This is a genomic window from Streptomyces sp. NPDC104307 (genome assembly GCF_055584045.1).
The window spans coordinates 13,265-29,584 of record NZ_JBVJMU010000002.1 but is presented as its reverse complement, the minus strand read 5'-3'; the positions used below and the strand labels follow the sequence as shown (position 1 = coordinate 29,584).

The 16,320-nt window shown below is 70.5% G+C and carries 14 protein-coding genes and 1 pseudogene; 8 read left to right on the top strand and 7 right to left on the bottom strand.

The annotated features are described in order from the left end of the window. Window positions 1-27 precede the first annotated feature (27 nt). The 3 genes from ACZ601_RS06845 (at window position 28) to ACZ601_RS06835 (ending at window position 2,108) form a co-directional block, all read left to right on the top strand. Window positions 28-534, top strand: a complete 507-nt coding sequence (locus ACZ601_RS06845; RefSeq protein ID WP_469533964.1) for a MarR family winged helix-turn-helix transcriptional regulator — start codon at window positions 28-30, stop codon at window positions 532-534. Between the two features lie 90 nt (window positions 535-624). Further along, the gene (locus ACZ601_RS06840; protein WP_469533962.1) at window positions 625-1,092 is read left to right on the top strand and encodes a MerR family transcriptional regulator; all 468 of its coding nucleotides are present in this window, start codon (window positions 625-627) and stop codon (window positions 1,090-1,092) included. Next, window positions 1,092-2,108, top strand: coding sequence for an aldo/keto reductase (locus tag ACZ601_RS06835; protein ID WP_440574615.1), 1,017 nt, complete (start codon window positions 1,092-1,094; stop codon window positions 2,106-2,108). Before ACZ601_RS06840 ends, ACZ601_RS06835 begins: the two co-directional genes overlap by 1 nt. Before the next feature lie 104 nt (window positions 2,109-2,212). Here ACZ601_RS06835 and ACZ601_RS06830 read toward each other — a convergent pair whose 3' ends face one another. The 6 genes and pseudogenes from ACZ601_RS06830 to ACZ601_RS06805 form a co-directional block, all read right to left on the bottom strand. Then, window positions 2,213-3,283 carry an alpha/beta hydrolase gene (locus ACZ601_RS06830; protein ID WP_469533958.1) on the bottom strand — a complete coding sequence of 357 codons (1,071 nt, stop codon included), beginning with the start codon at window positions 3,281-3,283 and terminating at the stop codon, window positions 2,213-2,215. Between the two features lie 141 nt (window positions 3,284-3,424). Continuing rightward, window positions 3,425-4,111, bottom strand: coding sequence for a response regulator (locus ACZ601_RS06825; protein WP_469533956.1), 687 nt, complete (start codon window positions 4,109-4,111; stop codon window positions 3,425-3,427). After that, window positions 4,108-5,460: a sensor histidine kinase gene (locus tag ACZ601_RS06820; protein WP_469533954.1), complete on the bottom strand. Its 1,353-nt coding sequence runs from the start codon at window positions 5,458-5,460 to the stop codon at window positions 4,108-4,110. The genes ACZ601_RS06825 and ACZ601_RS06820 overlap by 4 nt, the downstream gene beginning before the upstream one ends. 119 nt (window positions 5,461-5,579) lie before the next feature. After that, complete coding sequence (locus tag ACZ601_RS06815; RefSeq protein WP_469533952.1) at window positions 5,580-6,536, bottom strand: DUF4429 domain-containing protein; 957 nt, start codon at window positions 6,534-6,536, stop codon at window positions 5,580-5,582. 84 nt (window positions 6,537-6,620) lie between these two features. Further along, window positions 6,621-7,832 (bottom strand): alpha/beta hydrolase, encoded by a 1,212-nt coding sequence (locus tag ACZ601_RS06810; RefSeq protein ID WP_469533949.1) that lies wholly within the window; start codon window positions 7,830-7,832, stop codon window positions 6,621-6,623. 222 nt (window positions 7,833-8,054) lie between these two features. Then, window positions 8,055-8,708: pseudogene (locus ACZ601_RS06805) on the bottom strand (TetR family transcriptional regulator); the annotation flags it as partial. Window positions 8,709-8,947: 239 nt separating this feature from the next. Here ACZ601_RS06805 and ACZ601_RS06800 point away from each other — a divergent pair. Together ACZ601_RS06800 and ACZ601_RS06795 are read left to right on the top strand one after the other, a co-directional pair. Beyond that, window positions 8,948-10,435, top strand: a complete 1,488-nt coding sequence (locus ACZ601_RS06800; RefSeq protein ID WP_469535237.1) for an MFS transporter — start codon at window positions 8,948-8,950, stop codon at window positions 10,433-10,435. Window positions 10,436-10,671: 236 nt separating this feature from the next. Next, on the top strand, window positions 10,672-11,055 hold the full coding sequence (locus ACZ601_RS06795) for a peptidase inhibitor family I36 protein (protein ID WP_469533946.1): 384 nt from the start codon (window positions 10,672-10,674) through the stop codon (window positions 11,053-11,055). 72 nt (window positions 11,056-11,127) lie between these two features. Here ACZ601_RS06795 and aceE read toward each other — a convergent pair whose 3' ends face one another. Further along, the gene (gene aceE, locus ACZ601_RS06790) at window positions 11,128-13,869 is read right to left on the bottom strand and encodes a pyruvate dehydrogenase (acetyl-transferring), homodimeric type (RefSeq protein ID WP_469533943.1); all 2,742 of its coding nucleotides are present in this window, start codon (window positions 13,867-13,869) and stop codon (window positions 11,128-11,130) included. A gap of 541 nt (window positions 13,870-14,410) precedes the next feature. Between aceE and ACZ601_RS06785 the strand changes: the two genes are divergently transcribed. From ACZ601_RS06785 to ACZ601_RS06775, 3 genes are all read left to right on the top strand, one after another. Then, a complete protein-coding gene (locus tag ACZ601_RS06785; RefSeq protein ID WP_073735865.1) occupies window positions 14,411-14,851 on the top strand; it encodes a DUF3052 domain-containing protein in 441 nt (146 codons plus the stop codon). 282 nt (window positions 14,852-15,133) lie between these two features. After that, window positions 15,134-15,592 carry a peroxiredoxin gene (locus tag ACZ601_RS06780; protein WP_073735864.1) on the top strand — a complete coding sequence of 153 codons (459 nt, stop codon included), beginning with the start codon at window positions 15,134-15,136 and terminating at the stop codon, window positions 15,590-15,592. 150 nt (window positions 15,593-15,742) lie between these two features. Beyond that, a complete protein-coding gene (locus ACZ601_RS06775) occupies window positions 15,743-16,318 on the top strand; it encodes a TerD family protein (RefSeq protein ID WP_024491201.1) in 576 nt (191 codons plus the stop codon). Window positions 16,319-16,320 lie beyond the last annotated feature (2 nt).

The following is a 16,320-nucleotide window of genomic DNA, read 5'->3' as shown; positions in this document are numbered from 1 at the left end:
GGCAGAAGCACACACCGACGGGCAATCATGACCGCACCGGATGCCGCCCCCGGCAGGATCTGGCAGGAGGCGACCGACTCCGCGAGCTCCATCGTCGAACTCCTCGACGTGATGTGGGACCACGCCAGAAACGCCACCGCCGGTATGACAGCGCCCGGCTCCACGTCACAGCTCCGCCTGATGTACGTCGTGGACCGCGAAGACGGCATACGGATGCGCACCGTGTGCCAGCGCCTCGCCTCCGCGCCCCCCACCGTCACCCGCATGTGCGACCGCCTCCAGGCCATCGGCTTCCTCGAACGGCTGCCCAGCCCCCACAACGGCCGCGAAATCGGCCTGCGCCTCACCGCCACGGGCAAGGAACACCTGCAACGCATCCGCGAACAGCGTGACGCCATGCTCCACCAGGCCATCGACAACATGTCCGCCATCGAACGCCGCGCCCTGGCCGCCGGACTGGAAGGGCTCAGCACAGAGCTCAACGCCGCCCGAGGCGAGGCACCGCGCGCATCCGGCAGCCACTCCGCGGCCTGAACGGTCGTCGGCGGCCCGAACGGTCATCGGCGGAAAATCGGCTCCGGTTGCGCTTGCTTCGAGTGCACTCCAGGGTTCTAGCGTGGAGGCATGACGGTGATGGAGACCACGACGACTTCGACGAGGACCGATATCTGCGTATCGCCCCCCAAGGCGCACCCGCGCCCCGAGGGGCAGGACCAGTACACGATCAGCGAGGTGGTCGCCTTCACCGGGCTCACCGCACACACGCTGCGCTGGTACGAGCGGATCGGACTGATGCCGCACGTCGACCGGTCACACACCGGCCAGCGCCGCTTCACCAACCGTGACCTGGACTGGCTGACCTTCGTCGGCAAGCTGCGGCTGACCGGGATGCCGGTCGCCCACATGGTCCGTTACGCGGAGCTGCTGCGCGAGGGCGACCACACCTTCGAGGAACGGCAGGAACTGCTGGAGGCGACCCGCCGCGACGTGAGGACGCGGATCGCGGAGCTCCAGGACACCCTCGCCGTACTCGACCACAAGATCGACTTTTATGCGGGCGCCCGACGGGCGCCGGAGAGGTCAAGTACCTGATGACTGACAACAAGATCGCCACCGCGGAGCTCGGCAGGGGCGGCCCCCGGGTCGGCGTCCAGGGGCTCGGCTGCATGGGCATGAGCGAGTTCTACGGGGACACCGACGAGTCCGCCGCCCGCGAGACGCTGGAGACCGCCCTGGCGGCCGGTGTCACGCTCTTCGACACCGCCGACATCTACGGCAGCGGCGCCAACGAGACGTTCATCGCACCGTTCGTCGGGGCGCACCGGGACGAGATCACCCTCGCCACCAAGTTCGCCATCGAGCGCCGGGACGACGACCCGCACTACCGGGGCATCCGCAACGACCCCGCGTACATCCGGCAGGCCGTCGAGAACAGCCTGCGGCGCCTGGGCACCGACGTGATCGACCTCTACTACATGCACCGCCGCGACCCGGCCGTGCCGCTGGCCGAGTCCGTCGGCGCCATGGCCGAGCTGGTCCAGGCCGGCAAGGTCAAGCAGCTCGGGCTCAGCGAGGTGACGGGTGCGGAGCTGCGCGAGGCGCACGCCGTGCACCCGATCGCCGCCCTCCAGTCCGAGTGGTCGCTGTTCAGCCGGGACAGCGAGCGCAGCGCGGTGCCCGCCGCCGTGGAGCTCGGTGTGACCCTCGTGCCCTACTCGCCGCTCGGCCGGGGCTTCCTGACCGGGTCCTTCGCGGACGCGGGCAAGGACCTGTCGAAGAACGACTTCCGCCAGTTCCAGCCGCGCTTCACCGGCGACAACGCGAAGACGAACTCCGCGCTGCTGGAGCCCGTCCGCAAGATCGCCGCCGCGCACGGGGCGACCGCCGCCCAGGTGGCGCTGGCCTGGGTGCAGCAGCGCGCCCAGGTGCACGGACTGGCCGTGGTGCCGATCCCGGGCACCCGCAAGAGCAGCCGCCTGCTGGAGAACGTCGGCGCCACCCGGATCACGCTGACGTCCGAGGAGCTGGACCAGCTGGAGCCGATCGCCGGCCAGGTCGCGGGGGACCGCTACCCGGACATGAGCTCGACCGCCACCGCCCGCGAATAGCGACGACGGCTGACCGCGCCCGGCCGCCGGGCGCGCTCAGCCCTCGGGCAGGGACGGCCATCGACAGCGATCAGCCCTTGGACGCGAACGGCCATCGACAGCGATCAGCCCTTGGAGGCCAACGAGCCCTTGGCGTACGTGCCTTGGGCGATCGCGGCGAAGGCACGCAGCGATTCGGTTCCGGGAACGAAGTACCCGGTGTGTCCGTGGGCGTCCGCCGCAGGCACCCGGCGGGCGCCGAACGAGGCGGACGTCGGGTCGGCGCCATGGCCCAGCCCGGCGAACTCGACGTGGGGCACCTTGTCGATCCAGTCGCTCGGGTCCTTGGCGGCCCACACCCGGGCATCCGTGTGCAGGTCGCGGACGTTGCCGGCGCGCATCCCGGGCGATCCGAGGACGACCAGGTCCGTGGCGCGCAGCCGGGACGCGGCGAGGCCGCAGACGACCGAGCCGTAGCTGTGGCAGAACACGGCGGGCGTGGGCACACCGTCGGCGGCCAGCCCGTCGTCGAACCGGGTCAGCCGGTCGGCCCCGGCCTCCGCGAGCGAACCGGTCGCCGCGTCCACGCCGAGGCCGACGGGGGTGGTGTACCCGGCCCAGGCGATCACGGCGCTGCCCCGGCCGGTCCGCGCGTAGAGGGACTTGGCCATGCCGGCCGGGGTGCCGTACACATCGGTGCGGCGGTCGAAGGTCCCGGCGTCGATGTCGGAGCCCGGCACCACCAGGGAGACCTGCCGCGCGGCCCTCAGGTCACCGAAGACCTCGGCCACCTGACCCCGGCCGCGCGGGTCGAACGCGAGGATCTGCCGGTGCGGGTCCGCGGCGAGATGCGCGTACCGGGGGTCGTGACTGGCCTTGAGCGCACGGGCGTTGGCGCGGTAGCGCAGCTCGGCCGGTACGCCGTCGAGGTTCCCGACGACGAGCGGGTGCCGCGCGATCAGCGTCTGCCGGTCCTGGTCGCTCAACCCCCGGAAGAACGCGGCCACTTCGGCGGGCGTGTCCCGCTCCGGGTCGGGCAGCTCCCGGCCCAGCACCTGGTCCGCCCGCCAGGCGGCGGTACCGGGCGGCGGCCCGGTCAGCGCCTGCTGGGCGTTGCCGGAAGCCCAGCCGGCCGTCCCGGCCACCACCGTGGTCGCCAGGGCGACCGCCACCAAGGTCCTCGCGTAACGGCGCATCGGGCCCTCCCCCTCCGGCCGAGCCGGATCCCGTCACACCGTTCGGCGCGACGGGATGGAAGGTAGGAAGAGGGCGGGTGCGGGGGCGTCACACCGAGGGGCCAACCGAGGAGTGATACCGGGGTAGGGGGTGTACCGGTTTCAGGGGCTCTCGCCCGGTACCACCACGCCCGCCTCGTACGCGAAGATCACCGCCTGGGCCCGGTCGCGCAGATCCAGCTTCGCGAGTATCCGCCCGATGTGCGTCTTCACCGTCTGCTCCGCCAGCACCAGCTGCCCCGCGATCTCCTGGTTCGACAGCCCCCGGGCTATCAGCTCCAGCACCTCCGTCTCGCGCGGCGTCAGCCCGTTCAGCCGCAGCGCCGCCCCGCCGCGCCCCGATCCGGACGGCGGCCGGCGGGCGAAGTCCGCGATCAGCCGCCGGGTCACGGACGGGGCGAGCAGCGCGTCACCCGCCGCCACCACCCGTACCGCGGAGATCAGGTCCGCCGGGGGCGCGTCCTTCAACAGGAAGCCGGAAGCCCCGGCGCGCAGCGCCTCGTACACGTAGTCGTCCACGTCGAACGTGGTCAGCATCAGCACCCTCGGCACGTGCGCCACGCCCACCGGAGGGTTCAGCAGCTCGCGTGCCGCCGCCAGTCCGTCCATCTCGGGCATCCGGACATCCATCAGCACCACGTCCGGATGGACCCGGCGGCTGACGTCGATGCCCTGGCGCCCGTCCGGCGCCTCACCGACCACATCGATATCGGCCTGTGCCGCGAGCAGCGCCGCGAACCCCGCCCGCACCATGGCCTGGTCGTCGACGATGATCACACGGATGGTCAAGAGTCCTCCGGAGACGTAACGGGAGAGGCGCCGTCGGCGGTCAGCGGCAGCCGCGCGGCCACCCGGAAACCCCCGTCCGGCAGCGGCCCGGTGTCCAGCGTGCCGCCGGTCAACCGTACGCGCTCGCGCATCCCGACCAGCCCGTGTCCCGTCCCCGTCGTCTCCAGCGGCCCGCGCGGCGAATCCGTGTGCTCCGGCGGTCCGTTGACGACCAGCACCGTCAGATGTGCGCCGTCGGAGCCGACCGACACCCGGGTCCGGGCACCCGGCGCGTGCCGGACCACGTTGGCCAGGGCCTCCTGCACGATCCGGTACGCGGACAGGTCGACCGCCTGCGGCAGGCCCGTCAGCCCGGCGGGCAGCGACAGCTCGGCCGGGAGCCCCGCCCGTACCGTCGCCTCCACCAGCTGCTGCAGCCGGTCAAGGCCCGGCTGCGGCGCCCGCTCGCCCTCCGTGCCCTCGCTGCGCAGCACCACCAGCAGCCGCCGCATCTCCCCGAGGGACTCCCGCGCGCTCGCGGCGATCGACTCGAACTCCTCGCGGACACCGTCCGGAAGGCCGCCCAGCCGGTACGGGGCGGAGTCCGCCTGCACCGTGATCACGGACATGTGGTGCGCGACCACGTCATGCAGTTCACGGGCGATCCTGGTGCGTTCCTCCAGCAGCGTGCGCCGCGCCCGCTCGGCCTCGCTGATGGTCTCCTGCTCGGCCAGCCGGCGCTGTGCGACGCCGCGTTCCCGTACTGCCGCGCCGATCACCAGCACCACGGCACTGAGGATGAACAGCAGGAGCGAGTTGTCGGTGCGGTGGTCGGAGGAGACCAGATACAGGACGAGTCCTGCGGCGCCGGTCGCCAGCCAGACTCCGGCCAGCGTCTGCCGTCGCTCGCGCAGGCCCAGCGCCAGGAGCACGAAGAGGTAGCCGATCTGGCCGGGTGCGGTCCACGGCCAGGCGTCGCGCTGCCCGGCGTCCTGCCCGAGCAGCAGGACCGCGCCCAGGACGTCGGCCGTGAAGATGATCCACCAGGCCTGCAACGGCCGGTGCGCCAGCATCAGCAGCGGCGCGCCCTGGCCGACGGCGAGGACGCCCGCCAGAGCGCCGTTCAGGCCGTACTGGTCGGACAGGACCGTGATCGTGACCGGGATGAAGATCGCGGCGAGCGCGCCGACGACGACGTACGGCAGGACCCGCTGCCAGCGTCTCTGCGCGTCGGCCAGGAGTGGCGTCGGCGGATGGGAGGGATGGGCCAGTCCGTACGCCATCGGGCCCAGATGGCGGCGGGCGGCGCTCAGCAGGCCGTCCGTCGCGGGCGGGGACGACGGGGGCGGGGGCGTGGAGTAAGTGGGCATGGGCTGATCAGCGTAGGCAGCGGAGCCGCCCCCTGGCGTCATACCGGGGTTCCGGTTGTGCGGCGGCTGCCCCGTACCGGGGTATGACCCGCCCCGGGCTCGTACGGCACAGGCCGCCGCTACAGCTCGGCGAGCAGCTGGGCCTTCTTCGCGCTGAACTCGTCGTCCGTCACCAGACCCGCCCGGTGCAGTTCGCCGAGGTGGTGGATCCGCTCCGCGATGTCCGCCGGGTCGCGCCGCCCGGCGGATGCCAGGGCCGTCGCCGCGGGCGCCGTCTGCTTCCTGCGGACGGATTCCAGCACGGCCGCGGCGAACGGCAGCGACTCGTGCACCGGGCCGTAGCCCAGGCCGAAGATCACCGCGGCGGGGTCCTCGTCGGCCCGGGTGGGCCGTGCGGCCACCGGCTGCGCGCTCTGCGCGGTGCCCGTGCACAGCGCAGAGCCCAGGCCGCCGCCCAGGCCGGTGCCCTCCGCCGTGGCCGGACCCGTGGCCTCCAGCCCCCTCGGTACCAGCCGCAGATAGCCCTCGAAGGCCTCGGGGGAGCGCCACTCGACGCCGCTCAGCTCGGTGACCGGGAACGTCTGGTCGCCCGCCTTCCACTTCTCCGAGGAGGCGCCCGTCCAGAACCACCGGAAGGAGATCCGGTCCCCGTCGAAGCTGGCCCGGCCGTCGTACGCCTTGAAGCGCATCGGTGCCTCGGGCGCCGCGACCAGGAAGCGCTCTGCGGGTTCACCCGCGTCGGGGCCCAGCCGGGCCCGCAGCTCGTCCGCGTAGTACTCGGCGAGCGTCTCGCGCTCGGCGGGAAGCACCAGGCGGTAGGGGTCGCAGCCGTCCTTGAGCTGCCCGGCCGCGGCCTCCAGCAGCGGGTCGGCGCCGGGTCTCGGGACGGCACGCAGCACCACCGTGCCCCGCTTGCCCGGAGTCAGCGTCACCGACGACAGCGCCGCGTGCGGGACGCGGCGCTCACGGAGGCTCTGGAAGAGCCTCGGCGTGCGGATACCCCGTTCGAAGCGGATGAGCACGGAGTCGGTGTCGAACTCCCAGGTGGCTTGAATTCCGGCCAGCACATCACCCATGTGCCTCATCGTATGCGGCACTTGCCCGCACGTCCCCCCTCCGAGTCGACGGCAATCCGCGACCGGCACGGCTCTCTACGCGCGTCAGACCGTCTCGTTGCCGGAAATTCGTTCGTGGCAACCGGTGTCGGCCCGCGCACAGGTGACCGAACCGTAGGTGCCGACACCGATCGCGGCGAAGTTGCCGAGGCTTTCGGTTCCCGGCTCGAAATAGCCGCTGTGGCCGATCGCGTCGCCCGCCGCCGCGATCCGGGCACCGAAGTCCGGATCGACCGGGTCCGCCCCGTGGCCGAGCCCGGCGAACTCAAGGTTCGGTACGTCCGCGATCCAGTCGTCGTGGTCCCGCATCGCCCACACATTGGCCCGGGTGTGCAGCGCGCCGGCGTTGGCGGCGCGCATGCCGGGGCTGCCCGCGACCGCGATGTCGGTCACCCGGGCGGGCAGTCCGCTCGCCGCCACGCCGCACAGGACCGAGCCGTAGCTGTGGCAGAACAGCGAGACGGGTGTCCGGCCGGGGAGCGCGCCGACTAGGGCGTCGAGCCGGACCGCCCCGCGCTGGGCGAGGTTCCCGAGGGCGGCGTCCATGCCGATGCCCGCGGGCGCGGTGTAGTCGGCCCAGGCGATCACGGCGGTGCGTACGCCGGGGCCCGCGGTCCGCTCGGCGGCGTACAGGGACTTGGCCATGCCGACGGGCGCGGCGTTGGTCTTGGTCCCGGTCCGCTCCAGCGTCAGCAGATTGGTGTCGACGCCCGGTACGACCACCGAGACCCGCTCGGCCCGGTCGAGATCACCGAAGACCTCGGCGGCGTGGCCCCGGCCCGACGGGTCGAACGCGAGGAAGTGCCGGTCCCGGTCGAGCATCGAGCGGAAGCGGTCCAGCCGGCGGACCGCCTCCGCCCGGCCCTCGGCGGAGAGCCGGCTGTCGTGCGCCCGCCGCTCTTCGACCGTGCCCGCCTGGGCGAGCGCGAGCCGGTTGGCCCGGTAGCGCAGGGTGACCGGGGCGCCGTTCAGATTGCCCACCACCAGCGGGTACTTGTCCGCCAGCCGGACCTGCTGCCCGGCCGTGAGCGTGGCGAAGAAGTGCGCCAGTCTGTGCGGCTGGGCGTCGGCGGGGGGAAGCGCGCGGCCCCCTATCGAACCCTTGGCCCAGGAGGCGAGTGCGACAGTGCGTGGCTCGTCGGAGCTTTGATGACGCACGGCGGTCCAGCCAGTGGTCGCCAGCATCACGAACACAACCGCGATGGCGAGCAGAGTGCGCCATGCGGTGAGCGTCGGGGAGGAATCGAAGGAAGTCACTGCGGCCCACATTAGGAGACGCGCGCCGCACGCCGTTGAGCGGGTGACACACATCACCCGACTGTCGGGAATGGAACGCCTCTTCCCTCACGCTCCGTACGGGCCACCCGTACGCTCCGCCGAGCTCGGCACCCCGCAGATGTCGCATCCGCTCTGCGTGGTCGGCGTGTTGTGACCTTGGCCATACGCCGGGTCCGAGACATCCGGCACACGGCCCCGGGCGGGCGTGCGCCAGTCCCCGGCCAGGGCGGGCCCCAACTGGTCGAGATACACCTCGGTCAGCGTCCGCAGCGAGTCCATGCTGGTCTCCCGGCCGTGCCCCCACAGCTGGCCGGTCACCCTCATCACCCCGCAGAACGCGGCGACGGCGACGCGCGGGCGCGGGTCCCGCTCGACGTCCAGTCCCTCGCGGCGCGCGACCAGCAGGGCTATCTGGTTCTCCAGCTCACTGCTGCGCCGCAGGTGGGCGGCGAGCAGCGAGGGCGTCGATTCGATCATCTGGTACGTACGCATGTGGAGTTCGACCGGGACGATGGCCTCGATGGCCTCCCCGATACTGTTCCAGGCGCAGAGGACCGCGCGGCGCATCGCCTCGAAGGGGGCTTCCGGCGCGGGCCGTTGGCTCAGTTCGGCGATGAAGCGCGACTCCACCATCTCCTGGACGGCGAAGGCGGCCGACTCCTTGCCGGCGAAGTAGCGGAAGAAGGTGCGCTGGGAGACCTCCACCGCGTCGACGATCTCGTCGACGGTGGTCTCCTCGTACCCCTGGGTGGTGAAAAGATCGAGGGCGGCATGGAGCAGCGCGTCCCGGGTGCGGCGCTTCTTGCGCTCGCGCAGTCCGGTCGGATGCTCGGCGGCTTGTTGCCCGTCGGTCACTGAGCTGGTCCTCTTTTCCCTGCTTTGTCCAGCTCAGCTTACCTGTGAGCTACGTGACAGTTACCGACTTGTGAAATGGTTTGTCAACTGTCAGCGACTGACACTAATCTCCGGGTATGACTAGTCAGACCACCGTCGAAAAGGCACCGCGGGAGCCCCGGGATGCCCCTGTTCCCGCACCCGCCAAGGGGCTGCGCGGCCACCCCTGGCTGACGCTGTTCTCCGTGGCCATCGGCGTGATGATGGTCGCGCTCGACGGCACGATCGTCGCGATCGCCAACCCCGCGATCCAGAAGGACCTCGGCGCCTCGCTCGCGGACGTCCAGTGGATCACCAACGGCTACATGCTCGCCCTCGCGGTGTCCCTGATCACCGCGGGCAAGCTCGGTGACCGGTTCGGCCACCGCCAGACCTTCCTGATAGGAGTCGTGGGCTTCGCCGCGGCGTCCGGGGCCATCGGCCTCTCCAGCAGCGTCGTCCTGGTCATCACCTTCCGGGTGCTCCAGGGTCTCTTCGGCGCCCTGCTGATGCCGGCCGCGCTCGGCCTGCTCCGCGCCACCTTCCCGGCCGAGAAGCTGAACATGGCGATCGGCATCTGGGGCATGGTGATCGGTGCCTCGACCGCCGGCGGCCCGATCCTGGGCGGCGTGCTCGTCGAGCACGTCAGCTGGCAGTCCGTCTTCTTCATCAACGTGCCGGTCGGCGTGGTCGCGCTCGTGCTCGGCGTGCTGATCCTCAAGGACCACCGCGCGGAGAACGCGCCGCGCTCCTTCGACTTCGCCGGCATCGTGCTGCTCTCCGGCGCGATGTTCTGCCTGATCTGGGCCCTCATCAAGGGTTCGGAGTGGGGCTGGGGCGACCCGAAGACGATCGGCTTCCTGATCGCCGCCGTCGCCCTGTTCGTCGGCTTCGCCCTCGTCCAGCAGCGCGTCAGGGAACCGCTGATCCCGCTGGCGATGTTCCGCTCCGTGCCGCTCTCCGCCGGTACGGTCCTGATGGTGCTGATGGCCTTCGCCTTCATGGGCGGCCTGTTCTTCGTCACCTTCTACCTCCAGAACGTGCACGGCATGAAGGCCGTCGACGCCGGTCTGCACCTGCTGCCGCTGACCGCGATGATGATCGTCGCCTCTCCGCTGGCGGGCTTCCTGATCACCAAGTTCGGCCCTCGGGTCCCGCTGGTCGGCGGCATGGTGTGCACCGCGATCGCGTGCTTCGGCATGTCCCAGCTGACCGTCGGCACCGGCACCGTCACCATGTCGATCTGGTTCGCCCTGCTCGGCCTCGGCCTCGCGCCGGTCATGGTCGGCGCCACCGAGGTCATCGTCGGCAACGCCCCGATGGAGCTCTCGGGTGTCGCGGGAGGCCTCCAGCAGGCCGCCATGCAGGTCGGCGGCAGCCTCGGTACGGCCGTCCTCGGCGCCATCATGGCCGCCCGGGTCGACGCCGAGCTCGCCGACAACTGGAAGGACGCACAGCTGCCCCCGCTCTCTGGCGAGCAGCTGGACCAGGCGTCCCAGGCCGTCAAGGTCGGCATTCCGCCGGTCGCCCCGGGCACCCCGCCCGAGGTCACCGGCAAGATCGTGAACGTCGCCCATGACACGTTCGTGTCCGGCATGAGCACGGCGTTCATGGTCGCGGGCATCGTCGCGGTGATCGCGGCCCTGGTCGCCACCCTCACCAAGCGCGGTGAGAACGCGGAGGCGGGCGTGGGCGCCGGTCACATCTGATCCGACCGCCCCGTCCAGACGCCGTCCAGACGCCGTCCAGACGCCGTCCAGACGCCGTCCCGGCGCCGTCCAGACGCCGGACGACGTCAACACAGTGCACGCGACAGCCCCGCCGGAACGTTCCGGCGGGGCTGTCGCCTATCAGGGTGGCAGTGCCCCCGGCCCCTTCCCGGACGCCCGCCCCGCAGCTCAGGCTGGGTGCGGAAGATCCACATCAGCACGGGGGGTTCACTCATATGCGTACAACCGTTGTCGGCGCCGTCCTGGCCGCCACCGCCCTGGCCGTCACCGCACTGCCCACCGGCCTGGCGCCGCGGGCCGAGGCCGCGCCCGTCCGGCTCGGTGCCTGCGGGAGCGGTCAGCTCTGCCTCTGGGCGAAGCCGGAGTTCACCGGCGGCCGCCAGGTCCACGAGCTGTCCACCATCGACATCGACAGCTGTGTGCCGCTGCCGACGGGCTCCACCGGCCAGGCGCTCGCCAACCGCACCGGCCGCCCGGTCACCACCTACCAGTCGGCCGAGTGCGGCGAGACCGGGGAGTTCGACACCTACCCGGGCGGCGGCACCTGGGTGCCGCAGTCCCCGTACCAGGTCCGCGCCTTCAAGGTCTGGGAGAACTGACCCGGGAAAACGCCGCGGGGCGGCGGGACCCTTCCGGTCCCACCGCCCCGCCCGTACCGCCGTGCGGTCCTGCTACGCGTCGCCGCCCGCGGCCCCCGGATCGGCCGAGGCCACATCCAGCAGCTCATAGCGGTCGACCGCGGTCTTCAGCGCGGAGCGGTCGACCTTCCCGTCCTTCGCCAGCTCGGTGAGGACCGCCAGGACGATCGACTGCGCGTCGATGTGGAAGAACCGGCGCGCCGCGCCCCGCGTGTCCGCGAAGCCGAAGCCGTCCGCACCCAGCGACTGGTACGCACCGGGCACCCAGCGCGCGATCTGGTCCGGCACCGACCGCATCCAGTCCGAGACCGCGACGAACGGGCCCTGTGCGCCGGAGAGCTTGCGCGTCACGTACGGGACGCGCTGCTCCTCCTCCGGGTGCAGCAGGTTGTACCGCTCCACGTCCACGGCCTCGCGCCGCAGCTCGTTCCAGGAGGTCGCCGACCAGACGTCCGCCTTCACGTTCCACTCGTCCGCGAGGATGCGCTGCGCCTCGACCGCCCACGGGACCGCCACACCGGACGCCATGATCTGGGCGGGGATCTCGCCCTTCTCGCCGCTGCTGTAGCGGTAGACGCCCTGCAGGATGCCCTCGACGTCCACATCGGCGGGCTCTGCCGGGTGCTGGATCGGCTCGTTGTACACGGTGAGGTAGTAGAAGACGTCCTCGTTCTCCTCGGGCGTCCCCCCGTACATCCGGCGCAGACCGTCCTTGACGATGTGCCCGATCTCGTACCCGAACGCCGGGTCGTACGCGACACAGCCCGGGTTGGTCGAGGCGAGCAGCTGCGAGTGGCCGTCCGCGTGCTGGAGACCCTCACCGGTCAGCGTCGTACGCCCTGCGGTGGCGCCCAGCACGAAGCCCCGCGCGAGCTGGTCGGCCATCTGCCAGAACTGGTCGCCGGTCCGCTGGAAACCGAACATCGAGTAGAAGACGTACACCGGGATCAGCGGCTCGCCGTGCGTGGCGTAGGCCGATCCGGCGGCGATCAGCGAGGCGGTGCAGCCCGCCTCCGAGATGCCGTCGTGCAGCAGCTGGCCGGTCGGGGACTCCTTGTACGCGAGCAGCAGATCGCGGTCCACCGACTCGTACTGCTGACCGAGCGGGTTATAGATCTTCGCACTCGGGAAGAACGCGTCCATCCCGAAGGTCCGGTACTCGTCGGGCGCGATCAGCACGAAACGCTTGCCGATCTCCTTGTCCCGCATGAGGTCTTTCAGGATGCGGACGAACGCCATGGTGGTGGCGATCGACTGCTGGCCCGAGCCCTTCTTCGCGGTCGCGTACGCCTTCTCGTCGGGCAGCGCCAGCGGCTTCGCCCGCACCACCCGGGTCGGGACGTAACCGCCCAGACCCTTGCGGCGGTCGTGCATGTACTGGATCTCCTCCGAGTCGCGGCCCGGGTGGTAGTACGGCGGGTTGCCGTCCTCCAGCTGGGAGTCCGCGATCGGGATGTGCAGCCGGTCCCGGAAGCGCTTGAGGTCCTCCGCGGTGAGCTTCTTCATCTGGTGGGTCGCGTTGCGGCCCTCGAAGTTCGGCCCCAGCGTCCAGCCCTTGACCGTCTGCGCCAGGATCACCGTCGGCTGGCCCTTGTGGGCCTTGGCCGCCGCGTACGCCGCATACACCTTGCGGTGGTCGTGACCGCCGCGCCCCAGGTGCAGGATCTGCTGGTCGGACATGTCCTTGACCATGTCCCGCAGCCGGGCGTCGTCACCGAAGAAGTGATCACGGATGTACGCGCCCGTCTCGGTGGCGTACGTCTGGAACTGACCGTCCGGCGTGGTGTTCAGCTTGTTGACCAGGATGCCCGTGCGGTCCTGCGCGAGCAGCGGGTCCCAGGAGCGGTCCCAGACGAGCTTGATGACGTTCCAGCCGGCCCCGCGGAACTGCGACTCCAGCTCCTGGATGATCTTGCCGTTGCCGCGCACCGGGCCGTCGAGCCGCTGGAGGTTGCAGTTGACGACGAAGGTCAGGTTGTCCAGGCCCTCACGGGCGGCGATGGAGAGCTGGCCGAGCGACTCCGGCTCGTCCATCTCGCCGTCCCCGAGATACGCCCAGACGTGCGAATCGGAGGTGTCCGCGATACCGCGCGCCTCCATGTACCGGTTCATCCGCGCCTGGTAGATCGCGCCCAGCGGGCCCAGGCCCATCGAGACGGTCGGGAACTCCCAGAAGTCCGGCATCAGCCGGGGGTGCGGGTAGCTGGACAGGCCGTTCGGCGCCTTCGACTTCTCCTGGCGGAAGGCGTCGAGCTGTGTCTCGCTCAGCCGGTCCAGCAGGAAGGCGCGAGCGTAGATTCCGGGGGAGGCATGCCCCTGGAAGAAGATCTGGTCGCCGCCCTTGCCATCGTCCTTGCCTCGGAAGAAGTGGTTGAAACCCACGTCGTACAGCGAGGCGGAGGAGGCGAACGTGGCGATGTGACCACCGACACCGATCCCCGGACGCTGCGCCCGCGACACCATCACGGCCGCGTTCCAGCGGGTCGCGTTGAGGACCTTGCGCTCGACGTCCTCGTCGCCGGGGAAGAACGGCTCGTCCTTCGTGGCGATGGTGTTCACGTAGTCCGTGCTGCGCATCTCCGGCACCGCGACACGCTTCTCGCGGGCCCGCTCGATGAGCCGGAGCATGAGGTAGCGGGCCCGCTCGCGGCCCCGCTCGTCGACGGCGGCGTCGAGTGAGTCGAGCCATTCCTGGGTCTCTTCTGGATCGAAATCCGGGACCTGACTCGGAAGGCCGCCAATGATGATCGGGTTGCGATCGGATCCGGAAGCCACGCTGTTCCTTCGCTGTTCGGTGCTGCGCTACGGGGCCTGGTTGAGGGATTCACGCCCCCGGGATGTGTACACGTACGCCATCCCATCGTGTACCGCGAGGGCGCAAACGTCACCTCTACCGAAGGGTAACCAGGGGCTTTCCGGGACGCCGCGTCACCGGGCGGCCCTTGGCCCCGGATGGACCGCGCCGGAGCGGGTATCGGGGAGGCAGGAGGCGCGTCACGGGCAGGTCGGGCAGGATGGGTCGGGCGAAACCGCAACCATACGCCCAAGGCGTGCAAGTGTTCCCAAACACTGCTCGACTCCGATTGCCGGACCGAAACGGCATAAGCTGTTCAAGGACGTAAAGGGTGTGGAGGGCCGTGAAGGCTCCAGCAGCGGACCCGCCGACAGTGCGGCGACGTGGCACGAAACGTCACCGTTTAGGCGGTCTCGTGCGCTGGGTACTTGCGCGATCCGCCGCTCCCGTGTGGACTACGGCCAACGCCCCGCGTACGCGCGTGGCTGCAGCATTTTCCGAAACATGATCAGGAGGCAACCCGTGAGCGCGACCGCGGACCACGCGGAGGAGCGGACCAACCCGGCAGCACGCCTGGGGTTCGAGCCCGGACAGGTGGTCCAGGAGATCGGCTACGACGACGACGTCGAGCTGGAGCTCCGTGAGGGCATTGAGGCCACTATCGGCCAGGATCTCGTCGATGAGGACTACGACGACGTCGCAGACGTCGTCCTGCTCTGGTTCCGCGACGAGGACGGCGACCTTACGGACGCGCTGGTGGATGCCATTGGTCTGCTCGAGGAAGGCGGCACGGTCTGGCTGATGACGCCGAAGACCGGCCGTGACGGATACGTCGAGCCGAGCGACATCAACGAGGCTGCCCAGACAGCCGGTCTCGCCCAGACCAAGAGCATCAGTGCGGGCAAGGACTGGACGGGCAGCCGTCTGGCCACACCGAAGGTGGCGGCCAAGCCCAGGCGCTGAACCGCATATCGCCACTGGAGGCCCCCGGGCAGCAAGCCGCCCGGGGGCCTTCGTATGCCCGGTGCCACCCGCGGGCCCCTGGAGGGCGGTCATGAGGGCGCGGAGTGGTGGGCGGCCATGAGGGCGCGGAGTGGTGGGCGGCCATGAGGGCGCGGAGACCGCCAGAGGCCCCGCACGGACCGGCCGGGTGGCCTTCTGCGGGTGCCGCACGGCCGCCAGGGGCATCTGCGTAGGGTGGGAGTCACCCGCCCAGCCCGGCGACGTAGCGAAGGGACGCGTTTCATGGCGATCGAGGTCGGCACCAAGGCCCCGGATTTCGAGCTGAAGGACAACCACGGCCGGACCGTGAAGCTCTCCGAATTTCGCGGCGCCAAGAACGTGGTGCTGCTGTTCTACCCGTTCGCCTTCACCGGCGTCTGCACGGGTGAGCTCTGCGCCCTGCGCGACGAGCTGCCCACCTTCGAGAACGACGACACGCAGCTGCTCGCCGTCTCCAACGACTCCATCCACACCCTGCGCGTCTTCGCCGAGCAGGAGGGCCTGGAGTACCCGCTGCTGTCGGACTTCTGGCCGCACGGCGAGACCTCGCGGGCGTACGGCGTCTTCGACGAGGAGAAGGGCTGCGCGGTGCGCGGCACCTTCATCATCGACAAGGAGGGCGTGGTGCGCTGGACGGTCGTCAACGGCCTCCCCGACGCGCGCGACCTGAACGACTACGTCAAGGCGCTCGGCACGCTCTGATCCGAGATCCGGGGGATCTCGGGGCGACCCCCGGCCAAAAGCCTGTTTTGGCCGGGAACCGGTCACTAGGATCCACTCGTTGATCGGATGCCAACGCAACGTGGAGGCGCCGGCACCGGCCGGCCCCCAATGAAACCAATGGGAGGACTCGTGGGAGTCAGCCTCAGCAAGGGCGGCAACGTCTCGCTGACCAAGGCCGCGCCCAACCTGACCGCGGTCATCGTGGGTCTGGGCTGGGACGCTCGTACCACCACCGGTGGAGACTTCGACCTCGACGCCAGCGCCCTGCTGACGAACGCCGAGGGCAAGGTCGGCAACGACGGCAATTTCGTCTTCTTCAACAACCTCAAGAGCCCCGACGGTTCCGTCGAGCACACCGGTGACAACCTCACCGGTGAGGGCGAGGGCGACGACGAGGTCATCAAGGTCAACCTGGCCGGTGTACCGGCCGATGTCGACAAGATCGTCTTCCCGGTCTCGATCTACGAGGCCGAGTCGCGCCAGCAGAGCTTCGGCCAGGTGCGCAACGCGTACATCCGCGTGGTCAACCAGGCGGACAACAGCGAGCTCGCCCGCTACGACCTGAGCGAGGACGCCTCGACGGAGACCGCCATGGTCTTCGGCGAGCTGTACCGCAACGGCGCGGAGTGGAAGTTCCGTGCCATCGGTCAGGGCTACGCCTCGGGCCTGCGCGGCATCGCGCAGGACTTCGGCGTCAATGTCTAGGA

What these genes read in the sequence shown, in the direction of transcription:
- ACZ601_RS06845 (WP_469533964.1), top strand. Translation starts at nt 28, where the DNA reads ATGACCGCACCGGATGCCGCCCCCGGCAGGATCTGGCAGGAGGCGACC.
- ACZ601_RS06840 (WP_469533962.1), top strand. Translation starts at nt 625, where the DNA reads ATGACGGTGATGGAGACCACGACGACTTCGACGAGGACCGATATCTGC.
- ACZ601_RS06835 (WP_440574615.1), top strand. Translation starts at nt 1,092, where the DNA reads ATGACTGACAACAAGATCGCCACCGCGGAGCTCGGCAGGGGCGGCCCC.
- ACZ601_RS06830 (WP_469533958.1), bottom strand. Translation starts at nt 3,283, where the DNA reads ATGCGCCGTTACGCGAGGACCTTGGTGGCGGTCGCCCTGGCGACCACG.
- ACZ601_RS06820 (WP_469533954.1), bottom strand. Translation starts at nt 5,460, where the DNA reads ATGCCCACTTACTCCACGCCCCCGCCCCCGTCGTCCCCGCCCGCGACG.
- ACZ601_RS06815 (WP_469533952.1), bottom strand. Translation starts at nt 6,536, where the DNA reads ATGGGTGATGTGCTGGCCGGAATTCAAGCCACCTGGGAGTTCGACACC.
- ACZ601_RS06800 (WP_469535237.1), top strand. Translation starts at nt 8,948, where the DNA reads ATGATGGTCGCGCTCGACGGCACGATCGTCGCGATCGCCAACCCCGCG.
- ACZ601_RS06795 (WP_469533946.1), top strand. Translation starts at nt 10,672, where the DNA reads ATGCGTACAACCGTTGTCGGCGCCGTCCTGGCCGCCACCGCCCTGGCC.
- ACZ601_RS06780 (WP_073735864.1), top strand. Translation starts at nt 15,134, where the DNA reads ATGGCGATCGAGGTCGGCACCAAGGCCCCGGATTTCGAGCTGAAGGAC.